The organism is Mesorhizobium sp. M0060 (genome assembly GCF_040323155.1).
Classification (GTDB): domain Bacteria; phylum Pseudomonadota; class Alphaproteobacteria; order Rhizobiales; family Rhizobiaceae; genus Mesorhizobium.
In genome coordinates, this window is the sequence record NZ_JAMYUP010000004.1 from 180,456 (window position 1) to 195,652 (window position 15,197).

Genomic DNA, 15,197 nt, shown 5'->3' on the forward strand with positions numbered 1-15,197 from the left:
GATGTGTGACATGACCAAATTGCTTTCAGTTGCGGCGGCAAATTCGTATATCGGGTTAGTTGGGTGTACATCTCTTGCCAAATTGCTCTGTCATTCCAACGGAGTATCGGACGGATTGAGACAGAGAAAAGTAGTAAAATGAATATGTTACGCCACAAACTTGCCGTGGCACCTATGATGGACTGGACGGACCGGCATTGCCGGTTCTTCCATCGCCAGTTGACGCGCGAGGCGCTGCTCTACACCGAGATGGTGGTGGCCGATGCGGTCATCCACGGCGCACGAGAGCGGCTGCTCGGCTTCGACGATACTGAGCATCCAGTGGCACTGCAGCTCGGCGGCGCCGATCCGGGAAAACTGGCCGAGGCGGCGCGCATCGGCGAAGCCTTCGGCTATGACGAAATCAACCTCAATGTCGGCTGCCCGTCCGACCGCGTCCAGTCGGGCACCTTCGGCGCCTGCCTGATGAAGGCGCCTGTGCTCGTCGCAGATTGCGTCGCGGCAATGAAGGCGGCGGTGAAAATACCGGTTACCGTCAAGTGCCGCATCGGCGTCGACGAGCAGGATCCGGAGCCGGCACTCGATGCGCTGGCGGACGGTGTTTTCGCGGCCGGCGCCGACGCGCTGTGGGTGCACGCCCGCAAGGCTTGGCTGGAAGGTCTGAGCCCAAAGGAAAATCGCGACATCCCGCCGCTCGACTATGGCCGCGTCTATCGGCTGAAAGCCAGAAAACAAAACAAATTCATCGGCATCAATGGCGGCATTCAATCTCTCGCAGAGGCGCTGAGGCATCTCGACCATGTCGATGGCGCCATGCTCGGCCGCGCCGCCTATCACACGCCAGGGATACTGACCGGCGTCGACGCCGCGTTTTATGGCGGCAAGGGCAGGGCGTTCGATTTTGCCGCGCTGATCGACGCCATGGCGGATTACGCGGCACGCCATATCGAACAGGGTGGACGGCTCGGGCATGTCACCCGGCACATGGTCGGGCTGTTTCACGGTCTGCCCGGTGCACGCCGCTATCGGCAGATCCTGTCCACCGATGCGACAAAGCCGGGTGCCGGACCGCAGGTGCTCAAGGCGGCTTTCGCAGAGGTCGATTTCGGCAGGTCCGCAGAGGCGGCCTGAGGAAAAAACTTAATCCCGCAAAATCATGCGATCGCCCCGGACGTCGAAACCCGATAGCGAGCCGATGAAATTCATACCGAGCAGGCTCTGGCCGAGCGTGCCGGGTGCTGCGATCATGATGGGCATGTCCTTGCGCACGATGCCGCCGATCGACAGTTCGTCCGTTTTTACGGCGGCGGCGCGTGTCATGCCGTTGGCGGTAGAGATCGGTATGGTGAAGCGGAGAGCCGCCGAATTGAACCCGACCGCCAGTGCGTCCTCGGCGGTCAGAACGGTGCTGGTGGCGCCGGTATCGACAACCGTCAGGATCGGCGTGCCGTTGATCGTGACGCGCGCTTCGAAATGGCCGTTGCCGGTCTTGTCCAGAGTGACGGTGGCATGGCCTTCTTCCACGCCAAGCGCCAGCGGACTGCCGGGAACAAGGCCGGCGGTGATCCGGCTGGCGAAATCCTGCAACTCATAGCGGTACTGATAGCCGGCGATCAGCGCCAGCACGATGGCGCCCCAGGCGCCGAGGCTGCGGGCCATGGTGCCCAACGGCCTGCCCGATCTCAGCAGGCCGGCGCCGACGAGTGCCGCTAAAGCGCCAAGCCAGATCAGCTGGCCGAAATCGTAATTCTCGATGCCGAACGTACTACCGGCGGAATCGTTGAGCATGAGCAGGAGCACACCCGCCCCGATCGCGATGATTAGAATCCACAACAGTCGGTTCATCTCTGCGGCCGGTTCACGAGAGGGCGTCGCGTTCGCGTGCCATGCGGCTGCGACGGGTTTCCCGGCGGGGGCGTCGCTCGACTGTTTCCAGCCTTGCCGGTAGCTCGGCCATGACGCTGCGGCGGGTTTGCGGGGTCATGTCGATCCAAGCGGCGATTTCCCCGCGCGTGCGGCCGCAACCGAAACAGAAGCCGGTTTTCATGTCGATCGAGCAGACCAGGATGCACGGGGATTCAATGGCCGTCATAAGGATTTCCTTGGCTAGCCTCCACATGGTGCAACGACAAAGTCAATGCAAGCCCTCGGGGATGCGCCGCCAACAGGTGCTTTCGCGTCAATACCTCCAAGTTGTGCCGGGCCTGGAGGTTGTGCCGGCTTGAGGTTGTGCCGGCTGGCCAAGGCGGCTATGCCGCTCACCAATTCACAGGGACGACCGCCATCGACATGACCAGCGCGCTGCCTTTCGACGATTTTCGCGACCTCCTGGTGAGCCTGCCGCCGGCAGATATGGCGGCCGGGGCCCGCGTGCGCCAGCTGTTTGCCAAGGCAGACAAGCCCAACGGCTCGCTCGGCCGCATCGAGGACATCGCCGCTTGGCTCGCCGGCTGGAGCGGTCGCGCGCCACCGGCGGTGATGTGGCCATTGGTGGCGATCTTTGCCGGCAATCATGGCGTCACCCGTCACGGCATTTCGCCGCGCCCCGTCGCTGCCACGGCAAACGCGGTCGAGCTTTGCGCCGCCGGCGGTGCAGCGATCAACCAGATCTGCATCGCCAACGATCTCGGCTTGAAGGTGTTCGATCTGGCTCTGCACATTCCGACAGCCGACATCACGGAGGACGCGGCACTGGACGAGCGCGGTTGCGCCGCCACCATGGCCTTCGGCATGGAAGCGATTGCCGGTGGCACCGACCTGCTTTGCCTTGGCGACCTCGGCGTCGGCAATTCGACGGTCGCCGCGGCCCTTTGCGTAGCACTGTTCGGCGGCAAGGGCGCCGACTGGGTCGGCCCTGGATCGGGTGCCGACGCGGCGATGCAGAGGCGCAAAGCGGAGGTGGTCGATGCTGCGATCGCGTTTCACGGCGCGAGCCTCAAGGACCCGCTGGAAGCGCTGCGCCGGGTCGGTGGACGGGAATTCGCAGCGATCTGCGGCGCCATTCTGGCGGCGCGGATGCAAAAGATTCCGGTGCTTCTCGATGGATTTGCAGCAATGGCGGCCGCTGCTGTCCTACATGCCGCCAACCCCGCCGCGCTCGACCATTGTCTCCTCGCCAGCCTGTCGCCGGAGCCGGGGCATGCCAAGGCCGCCGAGCGCCTCGGCCTTCGCCCGCTGCTCGATCTGGGTGTCAGTCAAGGCGAGGGGGTAGGGGCGGCTCTTGCCGCTGGCCTGGTCAAGGCCGCCGCGCTGACCAGCTCCGGCATGGCGGCGGCGGTCCGCGGTTAGGCATTCAGCGCCGGCGCGAAGCAACCGCCTTGGTCGGCAGCGCCGGCAATTCCTCCATCACCCGGCTCAGCGGGAAGATGGCGATCGCCTCGGTGCCTTCGCGCAGCCTGGAATGGAGCTGGAATTCGCCGCCATGCATGGCCAGCAGGCCTTGCACGATCGGCAGGCCAAGCCCGGTACCCTGTTCGGCGCTCTTGATGGCGATCGAGCCCTGGCCGAAGGCCGAGAGCACGATCGGGATCTCGTCTTCCGGTATGCCCGGCCCGTTGTCCTTGACGGAGAGATATTGCCCGCCGCCCGCCGTCCAGCCGACGCGCACGCGGATTTCGCCGCCGGTCGCGGTGAACTTGATAGCGTTGGACAAGAGGTTGAGCACAATCTGCCGCACCGCGCGTTCGTCGGCAAACAGGCGCGGCAAGGCGTTTTCGAAATCCTGGACGATGCGGATGTCCTTGTTGCGCGCCTTCAGCTCCATCATGTGGCAGCAATCCTCGACGACGGAAAGCAGCATCATCGGCTCCTCATTGAGCTGATAGCGGCCCGCTTCGATGCGCGACAGGTCGAGGATTTCGTTGATCAGGTCGAGCAGATGCTGTCCGGAGTCATGCACGTCCCGGGCATAGTCGCGATAGGTCGGGTTGCTCATCGGGCCGAGCACCTCGTTGGCCATCACTTCGGAGAAGCCGAGAATGGCGTTGAGCGGTGTGCGCAGTTCGTGGCTCATCGAAGCCAGGAAACGCGATTTCGCCAGATTGGCGTCTTCCGCTCGCCGCCGTGCCTCGTCCGACATCGATTTCGCCGTCTCCAGTTCGGCGATCAGCGCATCTTTTTCGGAGCGGAACGACAGCAGCATCAGCGAGGAACGGTTGAGCTGGCGCGCCACATAGGTGAAGAAAGGCAACGAGGCGATCAGCAAGCCTGCCATGATCGCCTCGACCGGCATCCATAATTTCGCACTGGCATAGGCATAGATGGCGACCGGGAGGGCGAACGTCGCCAACAGCGCACCGCGCAGAGACGACGCCAGTATCGCGGTTGCCGCCATGGCGAGTAGCAGCACCACCGCCTTGGCGATCTGGAACTGATCGACTTGGCAGGTGCCGCAGCCGAGCCATGCAAACCAGGCCCAGCCAAGGCCGCAGAGAAAATGGGCGATCAGGAAATCCCTGTGCGTTTCCAGCGGGTTGAGCTCGGACGCTTGAGTGATGCGTCTCGCCATGAATGCAACGATGGTATAGCAGGTGAATGTGAACAGCGCCCAGACGCCGATCTCCGTGCCGATGCCCGCGAGCAAGCCTGCCGCGGCAATTGCCAGAACGAGCAGCGGGATGATGATCGCGCCGCCGGTCATCGAACGAGCGTGGAGCTTCAAAAGCTCGCGGTCGAAGTCGGGATTTCCGGCTTGCTGCGAAAGACGGTCGCGCGTCTTGCGCACCGCGCGCGCGACATCGCTGTTGCGATGGCGTTTCCTGCGGTCCACAATAAACTTGTCCGCTGTGGTCGAGCGTTGCAAGGGCATGAAGTCTTCAATTTACGCGGGCAGCAATTTCAAATTGTTAAGCTACGTTCGAATGATTAACCAACGGTTTGCCATATGAGCCGTTCGTGGTCGCGATGGCCGCGCCAGCGATACTATCCGCCGCGTCCGCGAAGCCTGTGGCGCAGGCTGGTGGACTATGGATTGACGTTCGTCGTGCTCGGCCTGTTGATCCTCCTGGCGGCGCGCCTCGACCGGGTGGAGACGCGCAAGACGGAGGGCGCCGCTGTCGTCAATGATGGCGATACGATCACGCTCGGCAGCGAGCGTATTCGCATGCGCGGCATCGATGCGCCGGAATATTCGCAGATCTGCCGCAAGTACGGTGCCGACTATCCCTGCGGCAAGCTCGCGCGCCAGTCGCTGGTGCGGTTGATCGCCGGCAAAGCCGTCTCCTGCAGCGGCTGGCAGCGCGACCGCTACGGCAGGCTGCTCGGCGACTGCAAGGCCGACGGCAAGGATCTCAACCGCGCCCAGGTCGAGGCCGGCTGGGCGGTCGCCTTTGGCGATTTCGAGACCGAGGAAGCCGCCGCGCGTGCGGGCAGAGCCGGCATCTGGGCCGGAACTTTCGACGAGCCGAAGAACTGGCGCGAGAGCCACGGCCACGAGCTGGTCGAAAGAAAGCACAGCACCTTGGCGTCGATCGGCGACGCCTTGCGGGAAATTTTTCGCTTCTGGTGAGCTGTGCCTATAATTGGTCGGGATGGACGAGGAAGGATAGAGATGAAGCTGTTCGATGGCGGGCGCGCGCCCAATCCACGGCGGGTTCGGGTTTTCCTGGCCGAGAAGGGACTCCGGGTTCCGCTGGTGCCCATAGACATGGGAGCATTGGAGCACAGAGAACAGCCGGTCAGCTCGCGCAATCCGCTGAAGCGTCTGCCGGTGCTCGAGCTCGACGATGGCACCATCATTACCGAGTCCGTTGCCATCTGCCGTTACTTCGAGGAATTGCATCCCGAGCCGGCTTTGTTCGGGCGTGGCGCGCTCGGCAAGGCAATTGTCGAGATGTGGCAAAGGCGTGTGGAGTTCAATCTGTTCGGCTGTGTCGCCGCGGCGTTCCGGCATATCCACCCCGCGATGAGGGAATGGGAGATCCCGCAAATCCCCGAATGGGGAGAGGCCAACAAACCGAAAGCCGTCGAGTTCCTGAAGTTCCTCGACACAGAACTCGCCGGCAGGGAATTCGTCGCCGGCGATGTCTATTCGATCGCCGACATCACCGGGCTGGTCGCCATCGATTTCATGAAGCCTGCACGCATCAAGGTGCCGGAAGAGTGCACCAACGTGCTGCGCTGGCATCGGGCAATCTCCGGCCGGCCGAGCGCCGCCGCCTGACAATGAGCCCTGAATGAGCGAAGAATTGGAAGCCGTGACGGCGAGGGTACGCGCCTGCCGCATCTGCGTCGACAAGCCGGCAGGCAGGCCGCTGCCGCACCAGCCGCGTCCGGTACTCAGGCCATCGTCGAGCGCCCGCATCCTGATCGCCAGCCAGGCGCCGGGCACCAAGGTCCACGTGTCAGGCATGCCGTTCACCGACACCTCCGGCGACCGGCTGCGAAGCTGGCTGGGTGTCGGCAGCGAAGAATTTTACGACACGGACAAATTCGCCATCGTGCCGATGGGCTTTTGCTTTCCCGGCCAGGACGCCAAGGGCGCCGACCTGCCGCCGCGCCGCGAATGTGCGCCGGCCTGGCGAGCATCGCTGATGGCGCTGATGCCGCAAATCGATCTGGTGCTGACGATCGGCATCTACGCGCAAAGCTGGCATATGGGCACGGCGCGCCGTCCCTCACTGACGGAAACAGTTATGGACTGGCGTGCCATCTGGGCAGCGCCGGCCAGCCCGAAAGTGCTGCCATTGCCGCACCCGTCGTGGCGCAACACCGGCTGGCTGAAGCGCAATCCATGGTTTGAAATGGATTTGCTGCCATTTCTGAGATCGGAAATCCGCTATCGCCTGGGCTAGGCTTTCAGCAAGAAATCACTCGCTTTCGCGCTATCCGACAGAATTTCTTTCTTGTAATAGACTTGAACAAGAGGGAATATGGTAATCTATTCCTTGAAGCGCGTCGCGCATGAGGGGACGCGCGTTAAATTCTTGTTTTTATGCATGTCGTTGTGCCAAAGCCGCTGCGCACTTTGGGCGACTTGCATCAGGGGAGCACCCAATGGACCGCCTCGATAGAAAAATTCTCCGCCTCCTGCAGGAGGATGCAACGCTTGCGGTCGCCGACGTCGCCAAGAAGGTCGGCCTGTCGACGACGCCGTGCTGGCGGCGTATCCAGAAGCTCGAGGAAGAGGGCGTCATCAAGCGGCGTGTTGCCATCCTCGACCATGAAAAGGTCAATGTGCGGGTCACCGTATTCGTGTCAATCCGCACCAATTCGCACAGCCATGAATGGCTGCGGCGCTTTTCGGAGGTCATCCAGGAATTTCCCGAAGTGGTCGAATTCTACCGCATGAGCGGCGATGTGGACTATCTGTTGCGCGTCGTGGTGCCCGATATCGCCGCCTACGATGCCTTCTACAAGCGGCTGATCGCCAAGATCGAGATCCGCGACGTGTCGTCTTCCTTCGCCATGGAGCAGATCAAATACACGACCGAGATGCCGCTGGATTACATGATGCTCGACAAGGAGTCCGGCGCCAACGCCGCCTGAGGTTCTTCTGCTTAGTTCTTCTTTTTGTTCAGGAAAGTCCAGGGCGAGTTGACCGGCAGCGTGATCGTGTCCGGCACGGTGTCGACGTTGACCACCTCGGCCTTGCGCACGGCGTAGCCCGACTGGATGACACTGACCCCGTCGAGGATGAAAAGCTGGCTCTTCTCCATGCCCGGTTGCAATGCGCCGGTCACCGAAACCGACTGGTAGGCCTCAGACATCCTGTAAGGGCGGGCCGGCGTAACGAGGACGATCTGGTTGGGCGGCGGCGTCGGCATGTGGCTGCAGGCCCCCGTCCACGGCACCAGCAGGAATTGATAGATGAGATCGCCGTCGCGATCGACCGGCAGTGCGTAGCCTGCGAGCTGCACGGTCTTGTCCTGCAAGTTGAGAGACAGCGTCTCGCCATGGTCGGGCATTTTGGCCGCGATCATCGGCAGTCCGACGCTTTCGGCGGCTGCCTGGGTCGCCGGACGCAGATCCTTCCAGAAAATGTGCGTGGTCCCGCCGGAAGCGCTTGCCGCGATGGCGGACGCCAACAAGGCGGCTGCCACGATCGCGCCTGATTTAAAACGGTTGTTCATCGCTGCTCCACTGTTTGAGCCTTGACCTTGCGGCTTGTGACATCAAGTAAAGCTGCCGCTGCCCACAGGTCAACGCTCAAGCCGCATCACATGCCGGCGCGAGCCGGTCATGCCGATCTCGCGAAAGCCGCGGGCGACGAACATGTCGCGAAAACCCATGAAGCTGTAGCTCGGCGAAGCCTGGTCGACCGGATAGGCTTCGATCGTCCTGGCGCCTTTGGTGAAAGCGTGATCGATGGCCGCGTCGAGCAATGCGCTTGCCAGACCGCCACCGCGCAGCGCTCCCGGCACAAAGAAGCAGACGATCGACCAGATCCCCGTCTCGTGGTCGTCCTGCTGCCGCGACAGCTTGCGGTAGGTCTCGCGCGGCGCGACCGAGCACCAGCCGACGGTTCTGCCATCGATCTGGGCGACAATGCCGACCGGCGTGCCGGCGTCGATCAGCGCCATCACCGCGCGTTTCTTCTCGTCGTTCTCGACATGCTCGCGGCGGTCGAGATGGCGCCAAGCCATACACCAGCAATATTTCGGCGCACCGGGTTCCTCGAACAGGTTTTCGAAATCGGCGCGCGTCGATTGCGTCACCTCGGCAAAGCGGATTTCAGTGAACTCAAGCTTTTCTGGCAGCGAGCCGTTCGAGCGTCTTGGCATCGGAAAGTTCCTTCACGGCGTCCTTGCCGATCCAGCGCGCAGTCTTGTCCGTCGAGGCCGCCAGTTTTTGCGCCAGGGCAAGGGCAGGGCCGTGCAAATTCATCGATCGCTTGCCGATCGAACGAAGCGCCCAGTTCACGGCCTTCTTCACAAAATTGCGGCCGTCGGTCGCATGCGCTTCGATGATCGACAGGAATTCGAGGAAGGTCGCCTCGGGTTCCTTCTTCCGGTGGACTACCGACCAAGCCATCATCGCAAAAGCCGTGCGTCGAACGAATTCCCGTTCGTCGACCGCGAATTCGGCGATCAGTTCCCTCCAGCAATCCGTATCGACAAAGAGATCGGAGACCCCGTCGACGATATCCCATGAGTCGAAAGTCGCCGCCCATCGTCTTGCATTCGCGGCGGAGAACCGCTCCGGATCGGCCGTGACGGAAGCGATGAACTGCGCCTCCATGATGCCCGTCTGCCAAAGCTCGAAGGCACGCTCATGGTTGCGCTTGATTTTTCTTGGCAATCTGCCGCTGCACGCCATGCGAGATACCGAGCGCACGTTCGATCTTGATGCCGTAGCGCAGCATGCCAAGGCGATTCTCCTCCGAGGCGATCGAGCGCAGATGAGCGACAATTTCGTCGGCGCTGGATTGCGGCGAGAGCTCGACCACGGCGAAACCCTATTTCTCCAGCCTTGCCAGCAGCGAGGATGTGTCCCAGCGCTTGCCGCCCATGGCCTGCACGTCCTTGTAGAACTGGTCGACAAGTGCCGTCACCGGGAGTTTGGCGCCGTTGCGGTCGGCCTCGGCGAGGCAGATGCCAAGATCCTTGCGCATCCAGTCGACGGCGAAGCCGAAATCATATTTGCCGGCATTCATCGTCTTGTGTCGGTTCTCCATCTGCCAGGAACCGGCCGCGCCCTTGGAAATCACCTCGATGACCTTTTCGATGTCGAGCCCGGCCTGCTTGCCGAAATGGATGCCTTCGGCCAGTCCCTGAACGAGGCCGGCGATGCAGATCTGGTTGATTATCTTGGTGAGCTGGCCAGCCCCTGCTGGTCCCATCAACCCGACCATGCGGGCATAAGCATCTATGACCGGCTTCGCCCTGTCGAAGGCGTCTGGCTCGCCGCCGACCATCACGGTCAGCACGCCATTCTCGGCGCCTGCCTGACCGCCGGAGACCGGGGCGTCGAGGAACGAAAACCCGAGCGCTTGCGCCTGCTGCGCCAGTTCACGCGCGACTTCGGCCGATGCGGTGGTGTTGTCGATGAAGATGGCGCCTTTCTTCATGGAATTGAAGGCGCCTCCGGCGCCGGTCGTCACCGAGCGAAGGTCGTCATCATTGCCGACGCAGGAAAAGACAAAATCCTTGCCCTCGGCCGCCTCTGCTGGCGTCGCAGCAAGGCTGCCGCCATGTTGGGCAACCCACTGCTCGGCCTTCGCCCTGGTGCGATTGTAGACGGTGACATCATGACCGCCCTTGTTCTTGAGATGCCCGGCCATCGGATAACCCATGACGCCAAGACCGAGAAATGCCACCGAAGCCATGTTTTCGAATCCCTTGGAAGCCTGCTTTGCGGCCTTCTTACCGGATCAGGCAAGGCGATGGGAGTCAGCGATGCAGATGGATTGTGATGCGCCGTTCGATCCACTCGACCCCGTGGCGCAGTGTTTCGACGATGATCAGATAGATGATCGCCGCCCAGATATACGACTGAAAATCGAAGGTGCGCGCATAAGTGAGCCGGGTGATGCCCATCAAATCGTAGACCGTGATGATGGCGACGATTGCAGAGCCCTTGATCATCAGGATGATCTCGTTGCCATATGGCCGAAGCGCCACGATCAGGGCCTGCGGCAGGATAATTTTCCACAAGATTTGCAATTTGTGCAGGCCGAGCGAGGCGGCACCTTCCCATTGGCCCCTGGGTACGCTCTGGATCGCGCCACGCAAAATCTCGGCCTGGTAGGCGGCCGTATTCAGCGAAAAGGCGAAGATCGCGCAATTAAACGCTTCGCGGAAGAAGCCCCACAGGCCGACCAACTCGAGCTCCGGCCTGAAGGAGCCGACCCCGTAGTAGACCAGGAAGGTCTGCGCCAACAGCGGCGTGCCGCGAAAAAAATAGACATAGGCATAGGCGAGCCCAGACAGAATCCGGTTCTTCGACATGCGTGCATAGGCGATGGGCACCGACAGGATCGCACCAAGCACAATCGAAATGGCAACCAGCAACAGAGTTATGCCAAGACCGGATATGTAGCCGGGTGCATATTTCTGGAAGAACTCCGGGTTCCACGCACTGACTAGGTAGACGATCATGCCAATGCCGAGAGCGACCCACAGGCCGACCAGGACATGGCCGAGGATGCGTTGACGTGGCCAGCCGCGTGCTGGCGGCGGTGGCCGGTCAACCTTCAGGGTTTCGCTTGCCAGGCTCATCTCTTGACCTCGCTGCGGCCAACGGCGCGTTCGATCGCATTGATGCCGAAGGAGGAGACGATCGCCAGCAGGAGATAAATCAGGCCGGCAAAACCATAAAACAGGAAGGCATGCTTGGTGACGCGAGCGGCAACCCCGCTCTGCCGGAGGATCTCGTTGAGGCCTACCGCCGAGACGAGGGCGGTGTCCTTGAGCAGGATAAGCCAGAGATTGGCAAGTCCGGGCAACGCGATGCGGATCAACTGCGGCAGCACGATCAGCCGCATCGTCTGGCCGCTGGACAGGCCAACCGAATAGCCTCCCTCATATTGCCCATTTGGAATCGCGCGGAAGGCGGATAAAAACACCTCGCTGGAATAAGAGGAAAAAATGAAGCACAGCGCGATCATGCCGGCGACGAAGCTGTTGACGTCGGCGGACGTGCCGGGGCTCACCAGCCGGACAATGTACTGCAGGATCAATGGGATGCCAAAGAAGATCAGAAACAGGGTGAGCAGCTCGGGTATTCCGCGAAAAATTGTGGTGTAGATGTTCCCGGCCAGTCTCAGCGACGGCTCTTCCGACTGTTTGGCCAACGCCACGAAAAAGCCGAGCGTCAGCCCGAAGGGCAGCGTGGCCAGAGCAAGACATACGGTGACAAGCACACCGGAGGCGATATCGTCGAGCCATCCTTCAGGCCCCCAACTGAGAAGCGTCAATGCGCTCTGCATCCGGCTGCCTGTTCTCCTTCAGGGGCTCTTTTGAGAGCCGCGCCGCACCCCTCATACGGCGTTCTTTATGGGAACGGCGGGAAATTCCCGCCGTTCATATTGTCATTTCAAATCAGGACTCGCCGCCATAGACGTCATATTTAAAGTATTTGTCGTTGATTTCCTTGTACTTTCCGTTTGCGCGAATGGCGTCGATCGCCGCATTGAACTGGTTGACCAGGTCGGTCTCGCCCTTGCGCACGGCAATGCCGGCGCCCGGACCGTGGATTTCGATGACCGGCTTGATTGTGCCGACCAGCTTGCAGCAGGCTCCGTCCGGCGAATCCAGCCATTGCTGCAGCACGACAATGTCGTCATTGGCGGCATCGAGTCGGCCATTGGCCAGATCGAGCTGGTATTCCTGCGCGGTCGGGTACGGCTTGACGGTGCTGTCTGTATAAGTCTTGGTCGAATAGTTGAAATGCGTGGTGGACGCCTGCACACCGATCGTCTTGCCGGCCAAATCTTCCTTGCTGACACCCTTGATGTCAGTGTCCTTGGGCGCGGCGATCGCCGGCGGCGTATTGTAATATTTGTGGGTGAAATCGACCTTCTCGGCACGCTCGGGCGTGATCGACATCGACGCGACGATGGCGTCGAACTTGCCAGCCTGGAGCGCCGGGATGATGCCGTCCCAGTCCTGCGCGACGAAGGTGCACTTCACCTTCATCTCGTCGCAAAGCGCCTTGGCGATGTCGATGTCGAAGCCCACGAGCTGGCCGTCGGCGGTGAGATTGTTGAATGGCGGATAGGCTCCCTCCGTTCCGATCCGCAAGGTCTTTTCCTGGGCCTGGGCAACGCCAAGCGTCAGTAGCGCAGCCGATGCGGCGAGCGCGATACGCAGTGTAATACGCATGATGGTCCTCTCTGTTGGTCCCGGCCGTCGTTCCCGAACAGCTCTGTGGGCGGTGCTTTTGACCGCCCGCTGATGCGATACTCCCATTCTTTCCCAAGAAAAAGCAACTGCAAAAACCGTCGCTTGAGGGAAGGTCGCGTTCAGAAAACAGTGACGCAGGGTCAGACGCCTGAATGGGGAAAAAAGTGACCGGAAGCTGTCTTCGGCCGTATTCTCAGCGCGTCAGGTCGGTGGCGCGTTCGATGAAGTCGGCTATCGAATTCGTGTCGTCGAGATCGAAGACCGGCAGGTCTTCGCCCACAACGGCGAAGTCGGAGGCGATGGCGACGATGTGTGGATCGGTTGCCGAGAGCGGTGTCCGGTCCTTGGCCTCAAGCCGTCGCGTCTCGATTTTCTTGTGCGCCTCGCGCTTGTAACCCTCTACCAGCACGATGTCGGAGGGTGCCAGCCGTGACAGAATCGCGTCCAGCGTCGGCTCGTCCTCGCCGCGCAATTCGTGCATCAGTGCCCAGCGCCTGCCCGACACGATCGCGACCTCCATCGCTCCCGCCTGCCGGTGGCGAAAGCTGTCCGCTCCAGGTTTGTCGATGTCGAAATCATGATGGGCGTGTTTTACCGTCGACACTTTCCAGCCGCGCCGAACGAGTTCGGCTACCAGCTTTTCGGTCAATGTCGTCTTGCCGGAGTTCTTCCAGCCGGTGATGCCGAAGATACGTCTGTTCATGGCTCGATGCTCTGCAACAGATGGGCGGCCTGGGCAAGGTCGTCGAGAGTGTTGATGTTGAAGAACGGATCGATTTCGGACCCGCCGGATTTCAGGATGGGAAATTCCACCTCGACAAAACCGTGCCGGTCGATGAACGCCGAAACGCGCCGGTTGTCTTCCTCTACGAGAAATTGTCGCAAGGCCTGGTCGAGCCCCAGCGGCCAGAGCGCAAACGTCGGATGCCGTTTGCCGCCGGAACAGGCGACCGCGATCGAATCGGGGCGTTCATCGGCTGCCGCGAGCAGCCGCTCGACCATATCCGTGGGCAGGAAAGGCGTGTCGCCGGCAGCCGTGACCAGCGCCTGACAAGTCGTGTCGGAAGCCCATTCGAGGCCGGTCAGGATCCCGGCAAGCGGCCCGGCAAAACCCGTGACGGTGTCAGCAAGCACGGGAAGCCCCGTGGCGGCAAACCGTGCCGGATCGCCATTGGCGCTGAGCGCCAGCGGTCCGACCTGCGGGCCAAGGCGCGAAACGACACGATCGAGCAGGGTGCCGTCGCCAAGCGCAAGCAGCGTCTTGTCGCCGCCGCCCATCCGGCTCGACCGGCCGCCGGCCAGAATGATCCCTGCGATAGGTCGGCCCATCGTTTGCTGCCTAGATCCAATGACCAAAATCAAGTTTTCAAATCAGACGGTCGTCCACGGTCGCCTATATGCCGTCCGGCGCCATGTCCGGTCCAGCGCTTTCGGCGGCTGTCTTTCGCCGGCCGACGATCCGTTCGCGGTAGAGTGCATAGAGGCCTGAGGCGATGATGATCGTGGCACCGAGGATCATCGGCAGATCGGGGATATCGCCGAAGATTGTGAAGCCAAGCAGGATTGACCAGAGCAGGGCAGTGTAGCGGAACGGCGCGATGAAGGAGATATCGCCCACCCGCATGGCCATGATGATGAACTGGTAGCCGATGAGCACGAGCACCGCCGCCAGCGCCAGGAACGCCGTGCTTTTCCCCGTCATGGGCGTCCAACCGCCCATCGGCGAAAGCAGTGCCGCGCCCAGAACCGTCATGGCAAGAGCGGTGGCGGTCGACACCAGCAACGTCGGAATTGCCTGCGGGATCCGCTTGGTGGCGAGGTCGCGCACCGCGCAGCATGCGACGCTGGCCAGCGCCAGCAGAGAAAACACGCTGAACCCTTCGAAGCCCGGCCGCACGATGATCAGCACGCCGGCAAAACCGACGGCAATGGCCAGCCAGCGCCGCCAGCCGACGCCCTCGTTGAACACAAGTGCGGCACCCATCGTCACCGCCAGCGGCAGGGCCTGCAGCACGGCGGAGACATTGGCGATCGGAAGATGTGCCAGAGCAACCAGGAACGACACCGTGGCGCCGGCCTCGCTGACGACGCGCAGCGCAACTGTCGGCTGCAGCATCGAGCTTGGCCGGGCAAGCGCGCCTCGTTGCCACGCAAGCAGGCCAACGAAAAGCGAAGCGAAGGCGCCGCGGATCAGCATGACCTGCGCCATGTTCATCGATTCCGACGAGAATTTGGTGATCGCGTCGTTGAGGGTGAAACCAATCATGGCCACCATCATGAACAACGCGCCGCGCAGGTTTGGCGAAAGAGGCAAGGCGATTACCGGGTGAGTCCTGCAGCAAGCGTCTAGCAGGCACCCGCAAAACAGCAACGTCAAAGGGCTGGGCCACAGCCTTTCTGTGGCCCGTGACATCC

At 61.8% G+C, this 15,197-nt stretch carries 16 protein-coding genes and 3 pseudogenes; 6 read left to right on the forward strand and 13 right to left on the reverse strand.

What is annotated here, in order from left to right; genetic code table 11:
- Positions 1–138 precede the first annotated feature (138 nt).
- On the forward strand, positions 139–1,131 hold the full coding sequence (gene dusA, locus NKJ94_RS06370) for a tRNA dihydrouridine(20/20a) synthase DusA (protein WP_352523672.1): 993 nt from the start codon (positions 139–141) through the stop codon (positions 1,129–1,131).
- Between the two features lie 9 nt (positions 1,132–1,140).
- On the opposite strand, the gene NKJ94_RS06375 is transcribed toward dusA, so the two are convergent.
- Both NKJ94_RS06375 and NKJ94_RS06380 read right to left on the reverse strand, forming a co-directional pair.
- Positions 1,141–1,845, reverse strand: a complete 705-nt coding sequence (locus NKJ94_RS06375) for a TIGR02281 family clan AA aspartic protease (RefSeq protein WP_352523674.1) — start codon at positions 1,843–1,845, stop codon at positions 1,141–1,143.
- Positions 1,846–1,858: 13 nt separating this feature from the next.
- Positions 1,859–2,092: a DUF1289 domain-containing protein gene (locus tag NKJ94_RS06380; protein ID WP_352523676.1), complete on the reverse strand. Its 234-nt coding sequence runs from the start codon at positions 2,090–2,092 to the stop codon at positions 1,859–1,861.
- Between the two features lie 197 nt (positions 2,093–2,289).
- Between NKJ94_RS06380 and NKJ94_RS06385 the strand changes: the two genes are divergently transcribed.
- Positions 2,290–3,288 (forward strand): nicotinate-nucleotide--dimethylbenzimidazole phosphoribosyltransferase, encoded by a 999-nt coding sequence (locus NKJ94_RS06385; protein WP_352523859.1) that lies wholly within the window; start codon positions 2,290–2,292, stop codon positions 3,286–3,288.
- Positions 3,289–3,292: 4 nt separating this feature from the next.
- Here the strand turns inward: NKJ94_RS06385 and NKJ94_RS06390 are convergent, their stop codons facing one another.
- Complete coding sequence (locus tag NKJ94_RS06390; RefSeq protein WP_352523677.1) at positions 3,293–4,807, reverse strand: sensor histidine kinase; 1,515 nt, start codon at positions 4,805–4,807, stop codon at positions 3,293–3,295.
- 75 nt (positions 4,808–4,882) lie between these two features.
- Between NKJ94_RS06390 and NKJ94_RS06395 the strand changes: the two genes are divergently transcribed.
- The 4 genes and pseudogenes from NKJ94_RS06395 to NKJ94_RS06410 all read left to right on the forward strand — a co-directional run bounded on the left by NKJ94_RS06395 (position 4,883) and on the right by NKJ94_RS06410 (position 7,485).
- Positions 4,883–5,506 (forward strand): thermonuclease family protein, encoded by a 624-nt coding sequence (locus tag NKJ94_RS06395; RefSeq protein ID WP_352523679.1) that lies wholly within the window; start codon positions 4,883–4,885, stop codon positions 5,504–5,506.
- A gap of 42 nt (positions 5,507–5,548) precedes the next feature.
- Positions 5,549–6,160, forward strand: coding sequence for a glutathione S-transferase (locus NKJ94_RS06400; protein WP_352523681.1), 612 nt, complete (start codon positions 5,549–5,551; stop codon positions 6,158–6,160).
- Positions 6,161–6,173: 13 nt separating this feature from the next.
- Positions 6,174–6,791 (forward strand): annotated as a pseudogene (locus NKJ94_RS06405) (uracil-DNA glycosylase family protein); the annotation flags it as partial.
- A 202-nt stretch (positions 6,792–6,993) separates the two neighbouring features.
- A complete protein-coding gene (locus tag NKJ94_RS06410) occupies positions 6,994–7,485 on the forward strand; it encodes an Lrp/AsnC family transcriptional regulator (protein ID WP_023675006.1) in 492 nt (163 codons plus the stop codon).
- Between the two features lie 11 nt (positions 7,486–7,496).
- On the opposite strand, the gene NKJ94_RS06415 is transcribed toward NKJ94_RS06410, so the two are convergent.
- The 10 genes and pseudogenes from NKJ94_RS06415 to NKJ94_RS06460 all read right to left on the reverse strand — a co-directional run bounded on the left by NKJ94_RS06415 (position 7,497) and on the right by NKJ94_RS06460 (position 15,096).
- Positions 7,497–8,069 (reverse strand): DUF3299 domain-containing protein, encoded by a 573-nt coding sequence (locus NKJ94_RS06415; RefSeq protein ID WP_352523683.1) that lies wholly within the window; start codon positions 8,067–8,069, stop codon positions 7,497–7,499.
- A gap of 69 nt (positions 8,070–8,138) precedes the next feature.
- A complete protein-coding gene (locus NKJ94_RS06420; protein ID WP_352523685.1) occupies positions 8,139–8,720 on the reverse strand; it encodes a GNAT family N-acetyltransferase in 582 nt (193 codons plus the stop codon).
- Positions 8,680–9,385: pseudogene (locus NKJ94_RS06425) on the reverse strand (DNA alkylation repair protein). The gene NKJ94_RS06420 and the pseudogene NKJ94_RS06425 overlap by 41 nt, the downstream one beginning before the upstream one ends.
- Before the next feature lie 9 nt (positions 9,386–9,394).
- A pseudogene (locus NKJ94_RS06430) lies at positions 9,395–10,270 on the reverse strand (NAD(P)-dependent oxidoreductase); the annotation flags it as partial.
- A 58-nt stretch (positions 10,271–10,328) separates the two neighbouring features.
- Positions 10,329–11,156, reverse strand: a complete 828-nt coding sequence (locus tag NKJ94_RS06435) for an ABC transporter permease (protein WP_352523687.1) — start codon at positions 11,154–11,156, stop codon at positions 10,329–10,331.
- Positions 11,153–11,866: an ABC transporter permease gene (locus NKJ94_RS06440; RefSeq protein WP_352523689.1), complete on the reverse strand. Its 714-nt coding sequence runs from the start codon at positions 11,864–11,866 to the stop codon at positions 11,153–11,155. The genes NKJ94_RS06435 and NKJ94_RS06440 overlap by 4 nt, the downstream gene beginning before the upstream one ends.
- Positions 11,867–11,978: 112 nt before the next feature.
- A complete protein-coding gene (locus NKJ94_RS06445) occupies positions 11,979–12,761 on the reverse strand; it encodes an ABC transporter substrate-binding protein (RefSeq protein WP_352523691.1) in 783 nt (260 codons plus the stop codon).
- A 214-nt stretch (positions 12,762–12,975) separates the two neighbouring features.
- A complete protein-coding gene (mobB, locus tag NKJ94_RS06450; protein WP_352523693.1) occupies positions 12,976–13,485 on the reverse strand; it encodes a molybdopterin-guanine dinucleotide biosynthesis protein B in 510 nt (169 codons plus the stop codon).
- A complete protein-coding gene (mobA, locus tag NKJ94_RS06455) occupies positions 13,482–14,111 on the reverse strand; it encodes a molybdenum cofactor guanylyltransferase MobA (protein ID WP_352523695.1) in 630 nt (209 codons plus the stop codon). Before mobA ends, mobB begins: the two co-directional genes overlap by 4 nt.
- Positions 14,112–14,175: 64 nt before the next feature.
- Entirely contained in the window at positions 14,176–15,096 is a 921-nt protein-coding gene (locus NKJ94_RS06460) for a DMT family transporter (RefSeq protein ID WP_352523697.1), read from the reverse strand.
- Between the last annotated feature and the right edge of the window lie 101 nt (positions 15,097–15,197).